At 67.4% G+C, this 18,022-nt stretch carries 13 protein-coding genes; 6 read left to right on the top strand and 7 right to left on the bottom strand.

Annotation, left to right across the window (positions count from 1 at the left end):
* Positions 1-31: 31 nt before the first annotated feature.
* The 3 genes from AC5Y4N_RS01245 to AC5Y4N_RS01255 all read left to right on the top strand — a co-directional run bounded on the left by AC5Y4N_RS01245 (position 32) and on the right by AC5Y4N_RS01255 (position 5,395).
* A complete protein-coding gene (locus tag AC5Y4N_RS01245) occupies positions 32-2,551 on the top strand; it encodes a DUF4118 domain-containing protein (RefSeq protein ID WP_499909419.1) in 2,520 nt (839 codons plus the stop codon).
* Positions 2,548-3,240, top strand: a complete 693-nt coding sequence (locus tag AC5Y4N_RS01250; protein WP_499909417.1) for a response regulator — start codon at positions 2,548-2,550, stop codon at positions 3,238-3,240. Before AC5Y4N_RS01245 ends, AC5Y4N_RS01250 begins: the two co-directional genes overlap by 4 nt.
* Positions 3,241-3,328: 88 nt before the next feature.
* Entirely contained in the window at positions 3,329-5,395 is a 2,067-nt protein-coding gene (locus tag AC5Y4N_RS01255; protein ID WP_499909415.1) for an APC family permease, read from the top strand.
* Positions 5,396-5,467: 72 nt separating this feature from the next.
* Here AC5Y4N_RS01255 and AC5Y4N_RS01260 read toward each other — a convergent pair whose 3' ends face one another.
* The 5 genes from AC5Y4N_RS01260 to AC5Y4N_RS01280 are packed head-to-tail and all read right to left on the bottom strand — an operon-like array spanning position 5,468 to position 9,628.
* On the bottom strand, positions 5,468-6,424 hold the full coding sequence (locus tag AC5Y4N_RS01260) for a Ppx/GppA phosphatase family protein (RefSeq protein WP_499909413.1): 957 nt from the start codon (positions 6,422-6,424) through the stop codon (positions 5,468-5,470).
* A complete protein-coding gene (locus AC5Y4N_RS01265) occupies positions 6,415-6,906 on the bottom strand; it encodes a DUF501 domain-containing protein (protein WP_499909411.1) in 492 nt (163 codons plus the stop codon). The genes AC5Y4N_RS01260 and AC5Y4N_RS01265 overlap by 10 nt, the downstream gene beginning before the upstream one ends.
* On the bottom strand, positions 6,899-7,552 hold the full coding sequence (locus AC5Y4N_RS01270) for an FtsB family cell division protein (RefSeq protein WP_499909409.1): 654 nt from the start codon (positions 7,550-7,552) through the stop codon (positions 6,899-6,901). The genes AC5Y4N_RS01265 and AC5Y4N_RS01270 overlap by 8 nt, the downstream gene beginning before the upstream one ends.
* Positions 7,553-7,555: 3 nt before the next feature.
* Positions 7,556-8,845 carry a phosphopyruvate hydratase gene (gene eno, locus AC5Y4N_RS01275; RefSeq protein ID WP_499909407.1) on the bottom strand — a complete coding sequence of 430 codons (1,290 nt, stop codon included), beginning with the start codon at positions 8,843-8,845 and terminating at the stop codon, positions 7,556-7,558.
* A 51-nt stretch (positions 8,846-8,896) separates the two neighbouring features.
* The gene (locus AC5Y4N_RS01280) at positions 8,897-9,628 is read right to left on the bottom strand and encodes a lytic transglycosylase domain-containing protein (RefSeq protein ID WP_499909405.1); all 732 of its coding nucleotides are present in this window, start codon (positions 9,626-9,628) and stop codon (positions 8,897-8,899) included.
* A 218-nt stretch (positions 9,629-9,846) separates the two neighbouring features.
* Between AC5Y4N_RS01280 and efeU the strand changes: the two genes are divergently transcribed.
* From efeU to efeB, 3 genes are read left to right on the top strand one after another with little or no spacing between them, the layout of a single operon-like run.
* Positions 9,847-10,770, top strand: coding sequence for an iron uptake transporter permease EfeU (efeU, locus tag AC5Y4N_RS01285; RefSeq protein WP_499909403.1), 924 nt, complete (start codon positions 9,847-9,849; stop codon positions 10,768-10,770).
* Positions 10,767-11,936 (top strand): iron uptake system protein EfeO, encoded by a 1,170-nt coding sequence (gene efeO / locus AC5Y4N_RS01290; RefSeq protein WP_499909401.1) that lies wholly within the window; start codon positions 10,767-10,769, stop codon positions 11,934-11,936. Before efeU ends, efeO begins: the two co-directional genes overlap by 4 nt.
* Entirely contained in the window at positions 11,917-13,239 is a 1,323-nt protein-coding gene (gene efeB / locus AC5Y4N_RS01295) for an iron uptake transporter deferrochelatase/peroxidase subunit (RefSeq protein ID WP_499909399.1), read from the top strand. Before efeO ends, efeB begins: the two co-directional genes overlap by 20 nt.
* Positions 13,240-13,292: 53 nt before the next feature.
* Here the strand turns inward: efeB and AC5Y4N_RS01300 are convergent, their stop codons facing one another.
* Together AC5Y4N_RS01300 and mfd are read right to left on the bottom strand one after the other, a co-directional pair.
* Positions 13,293-14,402 (bottom strand): nucleoside triphosphate pyrophosphohydrolase, encoded by a 1,110-nt coding sequence (locus AC5Y4N_RS01300; RefSeq protein ID WP_499909397.1) that lies wholly within the window; start codon positions 14,400-14,402, stop codon positions 13,293-13,295.
* Positions 14,399-18,001, bottom strand: coding sequence for a transcription-repair coupling factor (gene mfd / locus AC5Y4N_RS01305; RefSeq protein WP_499909395.1), 3,603 nt, complete (start codon positions 17,999-18,001; stop codon positions 14,399-14,401). The genes AC5Y4N_RS01300 and mfd overlap by 4 nt, the downstream gene beginning before the upstream one ends.
* Positions 18,002-18,022 lie beyond the last annotated feature (21 nt).

An 18,022-nucleotide genomic window follows, 5' to 3' on the forward strand; every position in this document is an offset into this window, starting at 1 on the left:
CGAACCGCTGCCGCAGGGGGATGATGATCACGTGAGCTCCGCGTCGGCCAAACGCGGGGAGTTGCGCATCTACCTCGGCGCCGCTCCCGGTGTCGGCAAGACCTACGCCATGCTCTGCGAGGCCCACCGCCGCCTGGAGCGCGGCACCGACGTGGTCGCGGCGGCAGTCGAGACGCACGGCCGCAAGAAGACCGCGCAACTGCTCGAGGGCATCGAGATGGTGCCGCCCAAGTTCGTCGAGTATCGCGGCAGACGTGTACCCGAACTCGACGTGAGAGCCGTGCTGCAACGTCGACCGCACGTCGTGCTGGTCGACGACCTCGCCCACGCCAATGCGCCCGGCAGCAAGAACCCTAAACGCTGGCAGGACGTCGAAGAGCTCCTCGATGCCGGAATCACCGTGATCTCCACCGTCGACATCGAGCACATGGAAAGCATGAAAGACGTCGTCGAGCGGATCACCGGGATCGCGCAGAAGGAGACGATTCCCGACGAGGTCGTTCGTGCCGCCGACCAGATCGAGCTCGTCGACATCACGCCAGAAGCGTTGCGGCGCAGGCTCGCCCACGGCAACATCTACTCCCCTGACCGCGTCGACGCCGCCTTGTCCAACTACTTCCGCCCCGGAAACCTGACCGCCCTTCGCGAGCTTGCCTTGCTGTGGCTCGCCGACCAAGTCGATGCGGCCCTCGAGAAGTACCGCGAAGAGAACCAGATCACCGACACCTGGGAGGCGCGCGAACGCGTCGTCGTCGCCGTCACCGCCGGGCCGGAGTCAGAGACATTGGTGCGCAGAGCTTTTCGCATCGCCTCAAAGTCCAGCGCTGAACTCATGGTGGTGCATGTGCTTCGCGGAGAAGGCCTTTCGGCCGACTCCGCACCGCGAATCGCCAAGATACGCGAGCTCGCTGCCAGCCTCGGCGCCACCACGCATACCGTTGTCGGCGACGATGTGCCCACGGCGCTATTGGATTTCGCTCGCCAGGTGCACGCCACCCAATTGGTGCTCGGCACCTCCCGGCGTTCGCGATGGGCGCGCATCTTCGACGAGGGCATCGGCGCAACCGTGGTCCAGCAGTCGGGCCCCATCGACGTGCACATGGTCACTCATCCGGGAGCCAACGAGACGTCCCGCCGCCCAGAGCTATCGCCTCGCCGCCACCGCCTGATTTCCTGGCTCGCGGCGATCATGGTGCCATCGCTGATCTGCGCGGTGACGGTCGCATGGCTTGACCGCTTCATGGGCATCGGCGGTGAGAGTGCCCTGTTCGTCATCGGTGTGCTCATCGTCGCCTTACTGGGCGGCGTTGCCCCCGCTGTACTTTCGGCCGTGCTCTCGGGAATGCTGTTGAACTACTTCCTCACCGAGCCACGGCACACCTTCGCCATCGCCGAGCCCGACGCCGCCGTCACCATCGTTGTGCTGCTCGCCGTCGCCGTCGCTGTCGCGGCGCTGGTTGACAATGCCGCCAACCGCACCCGCGAAGCCCGCCACGCATCGCACGAAGCAGAACTCCTCGCACTGTTCGCCGGGTCGGTGTTGCACGGCGCGGACCTCGATACGCTGCTGGAGCGTGTGCGCGAATCCTATTCACAGCGCGCCGTCAGCTTGCTGCGAGAAGGCGCGGGCATCGTCGGATGCGTGGGCGAGAATCCATGCGTCGCCGTCGAGACTGCCGACACCGCAGTCCAAGCCGGCGACGACGCATTCTGGCTACTCCTGGCGGGCCGAAAGCTGGCAGCCCGCGACCGTCGCGTGCTCACCGCCGTCGCGAAACAAGCGGCGGGACTCGTCCGCCAACGGGAACTCGCCGAAGAAGCCGGCAAAGCTCAAGCGATCGCGCAAGCCGACGCGCTCCGCCGCTCGCTGCTGTCCGCAGTCAGCCATGACCTGCGCAGCCCGCTGGCCGCCGCCAAAGCCGCGGTCTCGAGCCTGCGCAGCAGTGACGTCGACTTCTCCGCCGAAGACACCGCCGAGTTGCTCGCCACCATCGAGGAGTCCGTCGACCAGCTCACCGCGCTCGTCGGCAATCTGCTGGACTCGTCGCGCCTCGCCGCCGGCGCGGTGCGCCCCGAGCTGCGACGCGTGTATCTGGAGGAAACCGTGCAGCAGGCCCTGCTGGCAGTCAGCAAGGGAGTCACCGGGTTTCGGCGGCGTGGCCTCGACTGCGTCAAGGTCGACGTCGATGGCGCAGTCGTGATGGCCGACAGCGGATTGCTCGAACGGGTATTGGCGAACCTCATCGACAACGCGCTACGGTATGCGCCCGACAGCCCGGTGCGAGTCACCGCCGGCCGCGTCGGCGACCGCGTGCTGATCGCCGTGGTCGACGAGGGACCCGGGTTCCCTCCCGGCAGCGGGGAGCAGTTGTTCGCGCCGTTTCAGCGGCTCGGTGACCACGACACCAGCATCGGCGTCGGCCTCGGCCTGTCGGTGGCTCGCGGCTTCGTCGAGGCGATGGGCGGCACCATTTCGGCCAGCGATACTCCCGGCGGCGGCTTGACCATCGAATTCGATTTGGGAGCATCGGTATTGGCCGGTTCGCCATGACTCAGCACAAGACCCGGGTGCTGATCGTCGACGACGAACCGCAGATCCTGCGTGCGTTACGCATCGACTTGTCGGTGCGCGGTTACGAGGTGGCGACCGCAGCCACCGGCGCCCAGGCGCTGCGCTCGGCGACCGAACATCGGCCCGACGTCATCGTGCTGGACCTAGGGCTGCCCGACATGTCAGGCGTCGAGGTGCTCCGGAGACTGCGCGGCTGGCTCACGGCACCCGTAATCGTGCTGTCGGCGCGCACCGACTCTTCGGACAAGGTGGAAGCACTCGATGCGGGAGCCGACGACTACGTCACCAAACCCTTTGGCATGGACGAGTTCCTGGCCCGGCTGCGGGCCGCGGTACGCCGGGGCGCGGCCGCGTCAGACACCGACCAGCCCGTCGTCGAGACACCGTCGTTCACCGTCGACCTGGCAGCGAAGAAGGTCACCAAGAACAACGCAGAGGTGCACCTGACCCCGACCGAGTGGGGGATGTTGGAAACGCTGGTGCGCAACCGCGGGAGGCTGGTGGGCCGCGAGGAGCTGCTCAAAGAGGTCTGGGGCCCGGCCTACGCGAAGGAAACCCATTACCTGCGTGTCTATCTGGCGCAACTGCGACGCAAGCTCGAAGACGACCCGTCGCACCCCGTCCATCTGTTGACCGAGGCCGGGATGGGTTACCGCTTCCAGGAGTGACCGGGCACGCCGAACCCGTGCACTTTTACGGAATCTATACGGCTTCCGGACGAGTCGCGGTGGCGCAACGACATTAGGCTCCGATCTTGTGTCGTCACCGACGTCATTGCTCAAGCGCCTGGTCGTCGGACGGCCGTACCGCAGCGACCGGATAGGCCACACCCTGCTGCCGAAACGGATTGCGCTGCCCATCTTCGCCAGCGACCCACTGTCGTCCGTCGCGTATGCGACCCAGGAGATTCTGCTGATCCTCACCCTGGGCGGACTCGCGTACCTCTACCTCACGCCGTGGATCGCTGCCGCCGTCGTGCTGCTTCTCGGCGTGGTGGTGCTGTCCTACCGGCAAGTGGTACAGGCCTACCCCAGCGGGGGCGGCTCCTACGAGGTGGTGTCGACGAATCTCGGCGCACGCGCCGGACTGGTGGTGGCTGCGGCGCTTCTGGTCGACTACGTGATGACGGTTGCTGTCTCCGTCGCGGCGGGTGTCGACAACATCATTTCAGCTGTGCCGGAACTGAATCCGTACCGCGTGGCGATCAACATCGCCTTCATCGTGTTGCTCACCGCGATGAACCTGCGCGGAGTGCGCGAGTCCGGCCGAGCGTTCGCTGTGCCGACCTACGCCTTCATTGTCGGCGTGATGGCGATGATCGTCATCGGCTTGGTGCGTGCGCTACTCGGCGACGCGCCCCAGGCCGAGAGCGCCCACTACGGCATCCATGCCCAGCAGTCCGGCCTGAACACCCTGGCGATCGCCCTGCTGGCGCTGCGCGCCTTCTCGTCGGGATGCACCGCCTTGACCGGAGTGGAGGCCATCTCCAACGGCGTGCCCGCGTTCCAGAAACCCAAGGCCCGCAACGCCGCTCAGACGATGTCGCTGATGGGCGGGCTGGCGATCTCGATGTTCGCCGGCGTCACCGCCCTTGCACTGGTCTCGCACACCCGGGTCGTGGAGGACGCGTGCGACTTGATCGGCTTCCCCGGCGACTGCCACAACGACGCGCAGCGCACCGTGATCGCCCAAATCGCCGCCGCGGTATTCGGCAACAACAGCGTCATGTTCTTCTACATCCAGGCGGCCACCGCGCTGATCCTGATCCTGGCCGCCAACACCGCATACAACGGCTTTCCGTTGCTCAGCTCGATCCTGGCCCAGGAGCGGTACCTGCCCCGGCAACTGCACACCCGCGGCGATCGGCTGGCCTACTCGAACGGCATCATCCTGCTGGCCGTCATCGCAGGGGGCCTGATCTATGCGTTCGACGGCTCGACGACCCGGCTGATCCAGCTCTACATCCTGGGCGTCTTCACCTCGTTCACGCTCTGCCAGACGGGCATGGTGTCGCATTGGAATGCGATGTTGCGCAACGCCGAATCACGGCGGCAGCGGTACCGCATCCACCGTGCCCGCGCGATCAACGCCTTCGGCGCGTGCTTCACCGGGGTGGTGCTCATCGTCGTCATGATCACCAAGTTCTCGCACGGCGCGTATCTGGTGGTGATCGCGATTCCCGTGCTCTGCGTGATGATGCAGGCCATTCACCGGCATTACGCGGCCGTGCGCGAGGAGCTGCGCACCGTGCACGAGGGCGAAGACGAGCCGAAGTTGCCCAGCAGAACCCATGCGATCGTGCTCGTCTCCGGATGGCACAAGGCAACTCAGCGAGCGCTGATGTTCGCCAAGGCGACACGGCCGGACACGCTGACGGCTCTGACTGTGAACGTCGACGACGCGGAGACGCGAGCGCTGATGCAGGAATGGGAGGCACTCGACGTCGACGTCCCGCTCAAGGTCATCGAATCGCCATACCGGGAGATCACCCGCCCCGTCGTCGACTACATCAAGAAGCAACTCAAGAGCGGACCCCGCGACATCGTCAACGTCTACATCCCCGAGTACGTCGTGGGCCGCTGGTGGGAGAACCTGCTGCACAACCAGAGCTCGCTTCGGCTCAAGGGCCGGCTGCTTTTCGAGCCCTCGGTGATGGTCACCAGCGTGCCGTGGCAGCTGCGCTCCTCGACCCGACGCGACCACGCCCGAGTGGAACATGTGGCAGGCGAAGTCCGCAGAGGCATCGGCCAGTCCGCACCCACTTCGACGACAGGCCACGCGACGGACCTTCCTGCTGCCGAACCCGTTTACCGCATGTCGTGAGCGGCTGACGCCCAGACGGTAGCCACTGCGGCAAAGTGCGAGAAAGGCCCGCGTGGAATGCAGTTTCGGCGTCTAGCGCCGCAACTGATCGATCGAGAGCGCGATGCCGTCGAGGATGTCGTGCTCGCTGACGATCAACTGGTCGATGCCCGCACGCTGCTTTAGCACGTGGGCCAGTTCTTCCACCACGATCGCACCGCCGCCGATCACGTCGACACGGCCCTCGTGCATCGGACCCAACGCCGCTCGCTGCGCGCGCGTCATGCGGATGAGACTGTCGCAAACCTCGAGCAACTCTCGAAAAGCCACGCGCGACAAGTGAATTGCCGCCGAATCGTACGTCGGCATCTTCTGCGCCAACGCCGACAGCGTCGTCATCGTGCCGGCCACACCCACCCATGAACGGGCCCGCTCGACGGGCACCACCTGCAACGCCTCCCCCAGCCGTTCGCGTACCACCTCACGCGCTGCGGCCACCTCATTGGCGGTCGGCGGATCGGAGTGCAGACAACGCTCGGTCAGCCGCACACATCCGATGTCGGCGGAGAAGCTGGCCTCCACCTCGGCCGAGCCCAGCACCAGTTCCGTCGAGCCGCCCCCGAGGTCGACAACGAGGAAAGGCGCTTGGGCACAATCCAATTCGGCCACCGCACCGGAAAACGACAGCGCCGCCTCCTCTTCGCCGGTGATCACTTCCGCGACGGCACCCGGCACCGCGGCACCCAGCACCTCGGCGGTCATCGCGAAGAACTCGTCGCGGTTGGCCACGTCACGCGCGGCCGACGTCGCCACCATCCGAACCTTCGCCACCTCGAACCGTTGCAGCAGGCGCGTGTAGTCGGTCAGCGCGGCGCGAGTGCGCGCAAGCGCCTCAGGTGCGAACTCGCCCGTGGCGTCGACACCTTGACCCAGCCGCACGATCCGCATTTCGCGGTGCACTTCGTGCAGCTGGCCGTCGGCCACGTCGGCGATCAACAACCGAATCGAGTTGGTGCCGCAGTCGACGGCCCCGACCCGCGTCACGTCCAATCCTCTTTGACCAGAAGGCCTTCCATCGCAGGGTCGTTCGCCAGCATCGCCAGCGCTTCATCTCCCAGTGGGTTGACGCCCGGCCCCTTGGCCAGCGAATGCGCGATCAGCACATGCAGGCACTTCACCCGGTCCGGCATGCCGCCACCGGAAAAAGTGGTGCCCAATGGTTCGATGGCGTCGCGTTCAGCCAGATAGCTCTCGTGGGCGCGGCGGTACGCCGCCGCCAGTTGCCGGTCTGCGGCCAGCCGCGCGGTCATCTCCTTCATCACCCCAGAGGATTCCAGCCGGCTGGCGGCCGCCGTCAACGCGGGGTGCGTCAGGTAGTACAACGTGGGAAACGGCGTACCGTCGGGCAGCCGCGGTGCCGTCTTGACCACCCCCGGTTCGCCGTTCGGGCAGCGGTACGCGATCGCAAGCACGCCACGCGGTTCCCGGCCGAGTTGGCGTGCGACCGCGTCGAGGTCGGCGCGGTCAACCACCGGGCGGCGGAGGCGGACTGGGCGGCGGCGGTGGTGGTTCCGGGGCAGGGCCGGCGGGCGAAATGTTGTGCGGTGTGTCGGCGATCGTGCGCCAAAGTGCGGAGTACCACGGGCCATTCGACGACGGCTTCGCCGCCGACGCGCCCGGCTGATCCGACGGCGTCACCGCCCCGGGCGGCAGCTGCACCTGATAAGGGATGTCACCGGGCATGACGAAGCCGAGCCGCTCACGCGCCTGCGCAGCGATGAACACCGGATCGGCCAGTTTGGCCTTCTGCTGCTCCAGTTCGGCGATCTGCGCGCGCAGCGTGGCCTCACTGGCGGCCAGCTGCTTCATCTCGGTGCGCTGCGCGAAGTATGTTCGCACCGGCCCGGCGATCGTCAGCGTGAGCACACAGATGACTGCGGCCAGGATCGCCGCACGGCGCGCGGTGAAACCCAGCCGTTGTTCGCTCTGGCGAGCCGCGGCCGCCGCGATCGACGCTGTAATCGACTCTGCCGCAGGCTCTTCCGTGGCCCGGGAATCAGCGGCGCGTGTCTCCCGGCGCTGTGCCGTCGACCGCGGACGCTCCCGCGCGCTGTCGCCCCGGCCGGGACGTGACCCCGGGGAGCGCCGCTTCGGGTCGGACCGCTTGGAGTCGGGCACTGCTCAGTCGGCCTCCAACGAAAAGCGCGGGAACGCAAGGTCTCCGGCGTAGCGTGCGGCGTCGCCGAGGGTCTCCTCGATCCGCAGCAACTGGTTGTACTTGGCGACGCGCTCGCTGCGCGCCGGCGCACCGGTCTTGATCTGACCGCTGCCGACGGCCACGGACAGGTCGGCGATCGTGGTGTCCTCGGTCTCGCCGCTGCGGTGGCTCATCATCGTGCGGTATCCGCTGTTGTGCGCAAGCGCGACCGCGTCCAGCGTCTCGGTGAGCGTGCCGATCTGGTTCACCTTCACCAAAAGCGCGTTGCCGGCGCCCTTTTCGATGCCCTCCTCCAGGCGCTCGGGGTTGGTGACGAACAGATCGTCGCCCACGAGCTGAACCCGGTCGCCGATCTCCTTAGTCAGCGCCACCCAGCCGTCCCAGTCGTCTTCGGCCAGCGGATCTTCGATCGACACCAGCGGATAGGTGTTGAGCAGTTCGGCGTAGAACTGCGTCATCTGCGCGGAGTCGCGGGTCTCCTTCTCGAACGCGTAACCGCTTGCGGCGTCGAAGAATTCGGTTGCCGCCACGTCCAGCGCCAGCGCCACCTCCGAACCGGGTTTGTAACCCGCGGCCTCGATCGCCGACAGGATCAGATCCAGCGCGGCCTTGGTGCCCGCGACGTCGGGGGCAAATCCGCCTTCGTCGCCGAGGCCCGTCGACAAGCCTTGCTTCTTGAGCACCGACTTCAGCGCGTGGTACACCTCCGCGCCGGCGCGCAGCGCCTCCTTGAAGCTGGGCGCACCAATGGGCGCGATCATGAACTCTTGGACGTCGACGCCGGTGTCGGCGTGCGCGCCGCCGTTGAGGATGTTGAGCATCGGCACCGGCAAGATGTGCGCGTTAGGCCCGCCGAGGTAGCGGAACAGCGGCAGCGCGGCCGATTCCGCGGCCGCCTTCGCCACCGCCAGCGACACCCCGAGGATGGCGTTCGCGCCCAGCCGCGACTTGTCCGGAGTGCCGTCGAGGTCCAGCAGCGCCTGATCTACCAGCCGCTGGTCGTCCGCGGACATTCCGATGACCGCTGGCGCGATCTCGTCGAGCACCGCGGTGACTGCCTTCTCGACGCCCTTGCCGCCGTAGCGCGAAGCGCCGTCGCGCAACTCGACGGCCTCGTGCTCGCCGGTGGACGCTCCCGATGGGACCGCTGCCCGCGCGAACGTCCCGTCGGTGAGGGCCAGTTCGACCTCGACGGTCGGGTTGCCGCGGGAGTCGAGAATTTCCCGTGCTCCGACCTGCTCGATGATGGGCACAGTCTCTCCTTGGATCGGCTGGCTAGGACAACTCACCCTAGCGGGCTGTTATTACAGCGGGTGTCCGTCGGCGTATGCGGTGGCCCAGTCGCGCACGGTTCTGGCGTACTGGTCGGACAGGTTGTAGGCGCGCAGGGCTCTCATCCAGCCTTCGGGGGTGGACAGGTCGCGGCCGCGCCAGCACAGGTAGCCGGCCGCCGACAGCGCGGCATCGTCGAAGTTGTCCGGGCTGACCACCCCGTCGTTGTTGGCGTCGACACCGTAGAGCCGCCACGTCTCCGGGATGAACTGCATCGGCCCCATTGCCCGGTCGATGCCGTTGTCGCCGTCGAGCAGACCGTGGTCGGTGTCCATGATCTCGAGGTTGCCGTTGCTGCCGTCGAGCTGCACGCCGCGAATGGCGGGCGTGACGTCGCCGTTGGGCGCGATCGTGGCGCCGCGGTAGGTGCCGTTGTGGCTTTCGACCATCCCGATGCCGGCCAGCGTGGTCCACGAGATGTGGCAGTCGGGGTTTTCCACCTCGGCGACCCGGGCGGCGTAGGCGTACGCCTCCAGCGCGTTCACCGGCATGTGCAGCGCGGGCGCGCGGGCGGCGGCCCAGGCGTGCAGCTGATCAGCCGGACGCCCCGCGGCATGGGTGTCGATTTCGGGGACCGGGTCGCCTGCCGGGGGCGGCACACCCTCGGGAATCGGCGTCCCCAGATGCCACGAGCAGCTCGAGGCCATCAGCACGGCCGTCGCCGCCAATACGACGACAACCTGCAGCCAGCGCCCCCCGGTCAAAGCCCGGCCCTTTCCGGCATCACTCGCACGAGGGTCCAACCCCCAGCCCTGCGGCGGCAACACATCTCCTCAACGTGCTTCGGTTCACCTCATGGTCCCATGAGAACGGCGACCCTCGGCTCTCCTCCATGCGGTTGACGACGTATACCGTGAAATTCTGTGAATTGGTAAGGTGAGCGGAACCTAACTCGGCGTGCCAAAGTGACGTAAGGAAGCGCATGACTGCAGGCCCAGACCTCTCTGTGAGCGTGACCGCGGCCGCCCCGACGCTTTCTTCCCAGCTGGTTGGCAGCGGACTGATCGGGCTGCGCGAGGGCCTGGAAACCGGGATCGTCGTGATGGTGCTCGTGGCGTTTCTGGTCAAGGCACAGCGGCGCGACGCACTCAAGTGGGTGTGGCTCGGTGTGGGCGCAGCGGTTGCGATGACCGTCGGCGTGTTCCTGATCATCCAGTACAGCGCCTACACCGTCACCGACCTCGGCGCTGAGGCGATCGCCGGGATTGCGTCCCTGGTCGCGGTCGCGATCGTCACCACCATGGTGCTGTGGATGAAGAAGGCCGCGGCCGGTATCTCCGGTGAATTGCGCGCCGGCATGGCCAAGGCGCTGGAAACCGGTGCGCTGGCGGTGTTCGCGCTGGCATTCCTGGCCGTCGGCCGGGAGGGCTTCGAGACCGCGCTGTTCATGGTCGGCTACGCCGAAGCCGAAACCGCATGGCCGCTGGTTGGATTGCTGCTCGGGGTGCTGGTGGCCGCCGCGATCGCCTGGGGCATGTACCTGGGTGCGGTACGGATCAACCTGGGCAAGTTCTTCACCTACACCGGGGTATTCCTCATCCTTGTCGCCGCGGGCATCCTCGGCTACGGCGTGCACGCGCTGCAGACGGTCGGCTGGCTTCCCGGCCTGGGCGCCACCGCTTTCGACATCAGCCACTGGATCAATTGGTCCGCCTGGTACGGCGAACTGATCCAAGGCATCTTCAACATCAGCCCGATGCCGTCGGTGCTGCAGTTGGTCGTCTACCTCACCTACCTGGTCGTGGTACTGGCGCTGTTCCTTCGTCCCACCCACAAGCCCGCACGTCCCGCCGAGAGCGCCGGGCAGCCGGCGCCCCAACCCACCCCGGAAAGGTCCACTACGTGAGCCGTCGTTCTTCCGCGAGCAGAGGCTTGGCGGCGATCGCTGCCGTGTTGGCCGGCGCCTCGCTGGCAAGCTGTGCCGCCAAGGATTCCGCCAAGAACAACTCCTCGGCGGCGGGAGCCGCAACGGAGGTCACGGTCACCGCAACCGACACCAGCTGTCAGCTGTCGAAGACCGAAACCACAACGGGCGCAACCACCTTCGTCATCACCAACAACGGCAACAAGGTCACCGAGTTCTATGTCTACGGCGAGGGCCAGCGGGTGATGGGCGAGGTCGAGAACATCTCCCCCGGCTTGCAGCGCAAGCTCGTCGTGAATCTCAACGAACCCGGCAAGTACCAAACCGCCTGCAAACCAGGCATGGTGGGCGACGGCATCCGGGGAGACTTCACCGTCACCGGCGAAGCGGTGAACACCAGCGCCGAGGGCAAGTTTGAGGAAGCCTCGGACAACTACAAGCGCTACGTGCTGTCGCAGACCGACGCGCTTCTCGCCGCCACGGAGTTGTTCGTCAATGCGGTCAAAAAGGGCGACGTCGCTGCGGCCAAGGCCCAATACCCCACGGCCCGAACGTATTACGAGCGGATCGAGCCGGTCGCCGAGTCGTTCCCCAATGACTTGGACCCGCGCATCGACCGGCGCGAGGCCGACCTCGAGCCGGGCCAGAAGTGGACCGGTTTCCACCGGCTGGAAAAGGATCTGTGGGTGACCGGCCCCCAGCCCGATACGAACGCGATCGCCGACCAGCTGATGAACGACGTCCGCGAACTTCACCAGCAGGTGGCGTCGCCCGACTACAGAATCGACTCCACCCAGATCGCCGGCGGCGCGCAGGGACTGCTCGACGAGATCGCGATCAGCAAGATCACCGGCGAAGAAGACATTTTCAGCCATACCGACCTATGGGACTTCCACGCCAATGTGGAGGGCTCCCAGGCCGCGGTCGCGTCGGTGCGCCCGATCCTCGACCAGCGCGATGCACAGCTAGGCAAGCGGGTGGACCAGCGGTTCACCGACGTGTTCGCACTGCTGGACAAGTATCGCAAAGGCGACGCATTCGTCTCGTATGAGACCGTGACCGAGCCTGCACGCCAAGAACTTTCACGCGCCATCGACGCACTGTCCAAGGAAGTCAGCCAGGTTCAAGGTGTCATCGCCCCGCAGTAACGATCCGGTCGAGCCCGACGCCGTCGCCACCGGCGAGCGGCGCGGCATCTCTCGGCGCACGCTGTTCGGCGCGGCCGGGGTGACCGCGGCGGTGGTGGGCGCCGCAGGAGCGGGTGCGCTGGCCGGGCGCGCGACGGCCGCCGCTGAAGCGGTGGACATCCACCGGCCGATTCCGTTCCGCGGCGAGCACCAGGCCGGCATCGTCACCCCGCAGCAGGACCGGCTGCACTTCTGCGCGTTCGACGTCACCACCGATTCGCGCGACGACGTCGTGGCGCTGCTGCGGCAGTGGACGAAGATGGCGGAGCGGATGACCGCGGGCGACGAAACCGTCCCACGCGGCGCGGTAGGACTCAACCCCCATGCGCCGCCGTCGGATACCGGTGAGGCGCTTGGACTTCCGGCCTCCGCGTTGACGCTGACGATCGGGTTCGGGCCGTCGTTCTTCGTCAAAGACGGCAAGGACCGCTTCGGCATCGCTCATCGCAAGCCGGCCGCACTGGCGGACTTGCCGAAATTTCCCAACGAGACGCTGGACCCGGCGCGATGCGGCGGCGACATCTGCGTGCAAGCATGCGCGAACGACCCACAAGTGGCGGTGCACGCGATCCGCAATCTGGCCCGCGTCGCGTTCGGCACGGCCGCGGTGCGCTGGACGCAGCTGGGCTTCGGACGCACGTCGTCCACCTCTCGCGACCAGACGACGCCGCGAAACCTGTTCGGCTTCAAGGACGGAACGCGCAACCTCAAGGCCGAGGACACCGAGAAGCTGAACCAGCACGTCTGGGTACCGCCGGGTGACGGGCCGGACTGGATGACCGGGGGCAGCTACCTGATTACCCGGCGCATCCGGATGCGGATCGAAAACTGGGACCGCACAACGCTTTTGGAGCAGGAGCGGGTGATCGGCAGGCACAAGGGCAGCGGTGCGCCGATCGGCTATGCCGACGAGTTCGACGAGCTGGATCTGACCAGCAAGACCAGTAAGGGCGAACCGCTGATCGACCGCGACGCCCATGTGCGGCTGGCCTCGGCGGAGCAGCTCGGCGGAATCGAAATTCTGCGCCGCGGCTACAACTTCACCGACGGCGCCGACGGATTCGGCCACCTGGACTTCGGCCTGTTCTTCATCGCGTTCGTGCGCAATCCGCTGACGCACTTCGTGCCGATGCAGACCGTGCTGTCGCGCAAGGACCTGCTCAACGAATACATCACTCACACCAGCAGCGCGGTGTTCGCCTGCCCGCCCGGTGTTCGGGAGCACGACTCGTCGGGCTTCTGGGGTTCGACCCTGTTCGCCTGAGCTGAACTTTTGAGTGTGCGCCTAGGGCGCAGAAGTGCGAGTAGGTCGCACCCTCACTGCACAGTCGATTGGGTGGGTGACTGCTCCGGCGTCTCCACCGGCGAAGGCTCCGGGACTTCGACGGGCCCGGGTTCGGGTACGTCGGCCGGGCCCGGCTCGGGGATGCGGTCGGGCGCGGGCTCACCAGGCTCCGGCGCGGGCGCCGGCTCACCGGGCTCGGTGTCCGTCGGCTCGGTGGCCGGCCACGCCGCCCGCCACTCGTCTTCGGTGATCGCGTCTAGCACCGCCACGTCGAGCTCCTCCGGTACGTCGGAACCGCGACGCGCCGCCGCGATGTTCTTCTCGGCTGTCCGTACCATTTCCATGAACTGCAAAACCTCTGCACGCAAAGCGTTTTCGGCATCCCCGTCAGCGGTCACCGCGACCGTCGTCACGCCGTGCGGAACCAGGTCCGCCGGCAGCCCGGCGTCTCGCACCCGACTGAGCACCTTCTGCGCAAGTGCCAGCGACGGCTGGCCCGTCGGGATGCCGTCGAGGCAAGACCCTCGAGCCTTCTCCAGGGCCTTGCGTTCGTCCCACTCGGCGATTTGGCGTTCGAGCGAAATCTCTTCTCCGGCAAGCACTCCGGGCACGCGGTTGCCGAGCTTGCGCAGCAGCGAGTCCGCCACGTCGTCGATGGTGAACGGATGCTGTGGCGCGTCCTCGGCGATCCGGGCGTGGAACAGCACCTGCAGCAGGACGTCGCCGAGTTCTTCGCGAAGGTCGTCGGCGTTGCCGCTGTGCACTGCGTCGAACAGCTCGTAGGTCTCTTCCAGCAGGTAGCGACGCAGCGAGTCGTGGGTCTGCTCGCTCTCCCACGGCCCGTTGGTGCGCAGCTTGTCCATCAGCGCGACCGCATCGACCAACCGCTCCCCCGGCTGCGGCGCGGGCGCGGCAATCACCCGGTCGCCGGCAGCCAACCGCGCCTTGACTGCCGGGTGCTCGGAATCCGACGACAGCAGCACCGGGGCATCGGACCCGTCGAACACCGGCCGCGCCGCCGGCAGCGACCACGGCACCCGGATCGGCATCTCCTCGGTGTACTGGACATCACCCGCGAGCAGACCAACCGCCTCGACCGGAACCATCGCCGGGCGCCGGGGGTCGACCAGAATCACGGTCATGGTCTCGCCCCCTCCCGCGTGTCGGTGACCTCGGTTATATCAATACTTCCCGGCGCCTTGTCATCCAGCGCCAACAGCAGGTCGGCGACCATCTGCACCAGTTCGAGGTCACGGATGCGCGGCGCGCCGACGCCTTGGCCGGCCCGGGGGATCGGCAGCTGCACGGTCGACGTGGTCGCCCGGTAGCTGGCCGACGGATGCAGGCGCTTGAGCCGCAGCTGCTGGGAGTCGAGCAGCGTCAACGGTGACAGCCGCAGCGTGGTGCCCGTCGCGAGCACCTCCGTGACGCCGTAGTGGCGTGCCAGCAGCCGCAGCCTGGCCATCGCCACCAGCCGCCGCGCCGGCTCGGGCAGCGGCCCGTACCGGTCTACCAGCTCTTCGACGACCGAGGCGACGGCGTCGTCGTCGGCCGCGGCGGCCAGCCGGCGGTAGGCCTCCAGCCGCAGCCGATCGCTGCCGATGTAGTCCGGCGGCAAATGTGCGTCGACCGGCAGGTCGATGCGCACCTCCTTGGGCTCCTCGGGCGTGCTGACCATCTGACCGTCGGCCGCGGCGCGATACGCCTCCACGGCCTCGCCGACCAGCCGCACGTACAGGTCGAAACCCACGCCGGCAACATGCCCCGACTGCTCGACCCCCAGCACATTGCCGGCGCCGCGGATCTCGAGGTCCTTCATCGCGACGGCCATGCCCGCGCCGAGTTCGTTGTTCTGGGCGATCGTGGCCAGCCGGTCATAGGCAGTCTCGGTCAGCGGCTGCTCGCGCGGATAGAAGAAGTAGGCGTAGCCACGTTCCCGCGAACGCCCCACCCGGCCGCGCAGCTGGTGCAACTGCGACAGCCCGAACGTGTCGGCGCGCTCGACGATCAGCGTGTTGGCGTTGGAGATGTCCAGCCCGGTCTCGACGATCGTGGTGCACACCAAGATGTCGTATTCGCGGTTCCAGAACCCCTCGACGGTGCGCTCCAACAGATCCTCCGGCATCTGCCCATGCGCGACCACGACTCGGGCCTCCGGCACCAACGCGGCCACCCGCGCAGCGGCGGCGTCGATGGAGCTGACCCGGTTGTGGATGTAGAACGCCTGGCCGTCGCGCAGTAGCTCACGCCGCAGCGCCGCGGCGATCTGCTTCTCGTCGTGCGGACCGACGTACGTCAGCACCGGATAGCGCTCCTCCGGCGGAGTCAGGATGGTCGACATCTCGCGGATCCCGGCCAGGCTCATCTCCAGCGTGCGCGGAATCGGGGTGGCACTCATGGTCAGCACGTCGACATGGGTGCGCAAGCTCTTGATGTGCTCCTTGTGCTCGACGCCGAACCGCTGCTCCTCGTCGACGATCACCAGGCCCAGGTCTTTCCAGCGCACGCCGGTCTGCAGCAGCCGGTGGGTGCCGATCACGATGTCGACGGTGCCGTCGGCCATGCCCTCGAGCACTTCGCGGGATTCGGCGGTGCTGGTGAACCGCGACAGCGCCTTGATGCGCACCGGGAACCCCGCCATGCGCGCCGTGAACGTCTGCAGATGCTGGTCGGCCAGCAGCGTCGTCGGCACCAGCACCGCCACCTGCTTGCCGTCCTGCACCGCCTTGAACGCCGCCCGCACCGCGATCTCGGTCTTGCCGTAGCCGACGTCGCCGCAGATCACCCGGTCCATCGGGATCGGCTTCTCCATGTCGGCCTTGACCTCTTGGATCGCGGTCAGCTGGTCCATGGTCTCGGTGAAACCGAACGCATCCTCCATCTCGGCTTGCCACGGGGTGTCCGGGCTGAACGCGTGTCCCGGCGAGGCCTGACGTTTCGCATACAGCGCGACGAGTTCCTGGGCGATTTCGCGAACGGCTCTGCGCGCCTTGGTTTTTGTGTTCGCCCAGTCGCTGCCGCCGAGCCTCGACAGCGTCGGCGATTCGCCGCCCACGTAGCGCGACAGCTGGTCGAGGGAGTCCATCGGCACGTACAGCCGATCCTGGCCGCCGCGGCGCCCGGATGCGTATTCGAGGACCAGGTACTCGCGGCGGGCGCCGCCGACCGTGCGCTCGACCATCTCGACGAAGCGGCCGATCCCGTGCTGGTCGTGAACGACGAGATCGCCTGCGGTGAGTGTGAGCGGGTCGACGACGTTGCGCCTCTTGGCGGCGAGCCGCTTGCCCTCGGTGACCGCGACCCGGCTGCCGGTGAGGTCGGTTTCGGTGATTATCACCAGCGCAGCGCCCGGTAGTACGACGCCGTCGTGCAGCGTGCCCTTGAGCACGCCGACGACACCGGGGCTCGGGGCGTCACCGGGCTCGAGGCAGACGGCGGCGACGTCGGCGTCTTTGAGTTGCTCGACCACGCGGTGCGCGGTGCCGGTGCCGGGCGCGACGATCGCCGCGGTGCCGCCCGTGCTGACGTGCGCCCGCAGCATCGCGAAGATCTCTTCGACGCTGTGCTGATGGCCGCGCGCCGACGGTGCTGCCCGCATCTCGAGTTGCACGGCGTCGGGATCGGGTAGCTGGCTCAGCGTCCACCACGGATGCTCGCCCTCGATCGCCGCGGCGTGCACGTCGTCGAGCTCCAGAAAGCCCGACGCACCCAACTGCTCCACGTCCACTGGCGCCTCGGCGCCCAGCGCGGCCGTCGACCAGGACGCCTCCAGGAACTCACGGCCTGTCTTGATCAAATCGGCCGCGCGGGTCCGCACCTTCTCGGGCTCGCACACCAGAAGCGGCGTGCCTTTCGGCAGATGGTCGAGCAGCAGGCTGAGCTGTCCCGCGCCCAGCACCGGCATCAGTGCTTCCATGCCGTCGACCGGGATGCCTTCGGCGAGCTTGGCCAGCATGTCGCCGACGCTGCCGATCGGGCCGCCCTTGGCGGTTGTCCCGGCCAGCTCGGCGGCTTTGGCGCGGACTTCGTCGGTCAGCAGGAATTCGCGGCAGGCGACGGCTGTGACGGTGTGCACGTCCAGCCCGGGGATCGACCGCTGGTCGGCGACGGCGAACATCCGCATCTCGCTGACCTCGTCGCCCCAGAACTCCACCCGCACCGGGTGCTCGGCGGTCGGCGGGAAGATGTCGAGGATGCCGCCGCGCACCGCGAACTCACCGCGCTTGCCGACCATGTCGACGCGGGTGTAGGCCAAGTCGACCAGCCGCGCCACGACGGCTTCGAACTCGGCTTCGCTGCCGACCGTCAGCGTCACCGGTTCGATGTCGGCCAGGTTGGGCGCCATCGGCTGCAGCAGCGAACGCACCGTTGTGACAACGACTTTCAGCGGCTCGTCGCCCGGGAATGCGAGCCGGCGCAGCACAGCGATGCGGGCACCGACGGTCTCGACGCCTGGTGAGAGCCGCTCGTGCGGAAGCGTCTCCCACGAGGGAAACAGCGCGGCGGCGTCACCGAACACGCCTTTGAGTTCAGCGGTCAGGTCGTCGGCTTCCCGGCCGGTGGCCGTGACGACCAGCAGCGGGCCCGCCTGCGCCAGCGCGGCCGTGACGAACGGACGGGCGCCGGCCGGGCCGACCACGTTCAGCTCAGGGGGCGAAGCGGCGGCGCGCCGGGCGACGTCTTGCAGCGACGGGTCGCGCAGCGCCAGGTTGACGAGCCCCGCGATCGGGGTGTCGGTCATGATGTCATCCATCGTAAGCAA

Source organism: Mycobacterium sp. NGS19 (assembly GCF_059813155.1).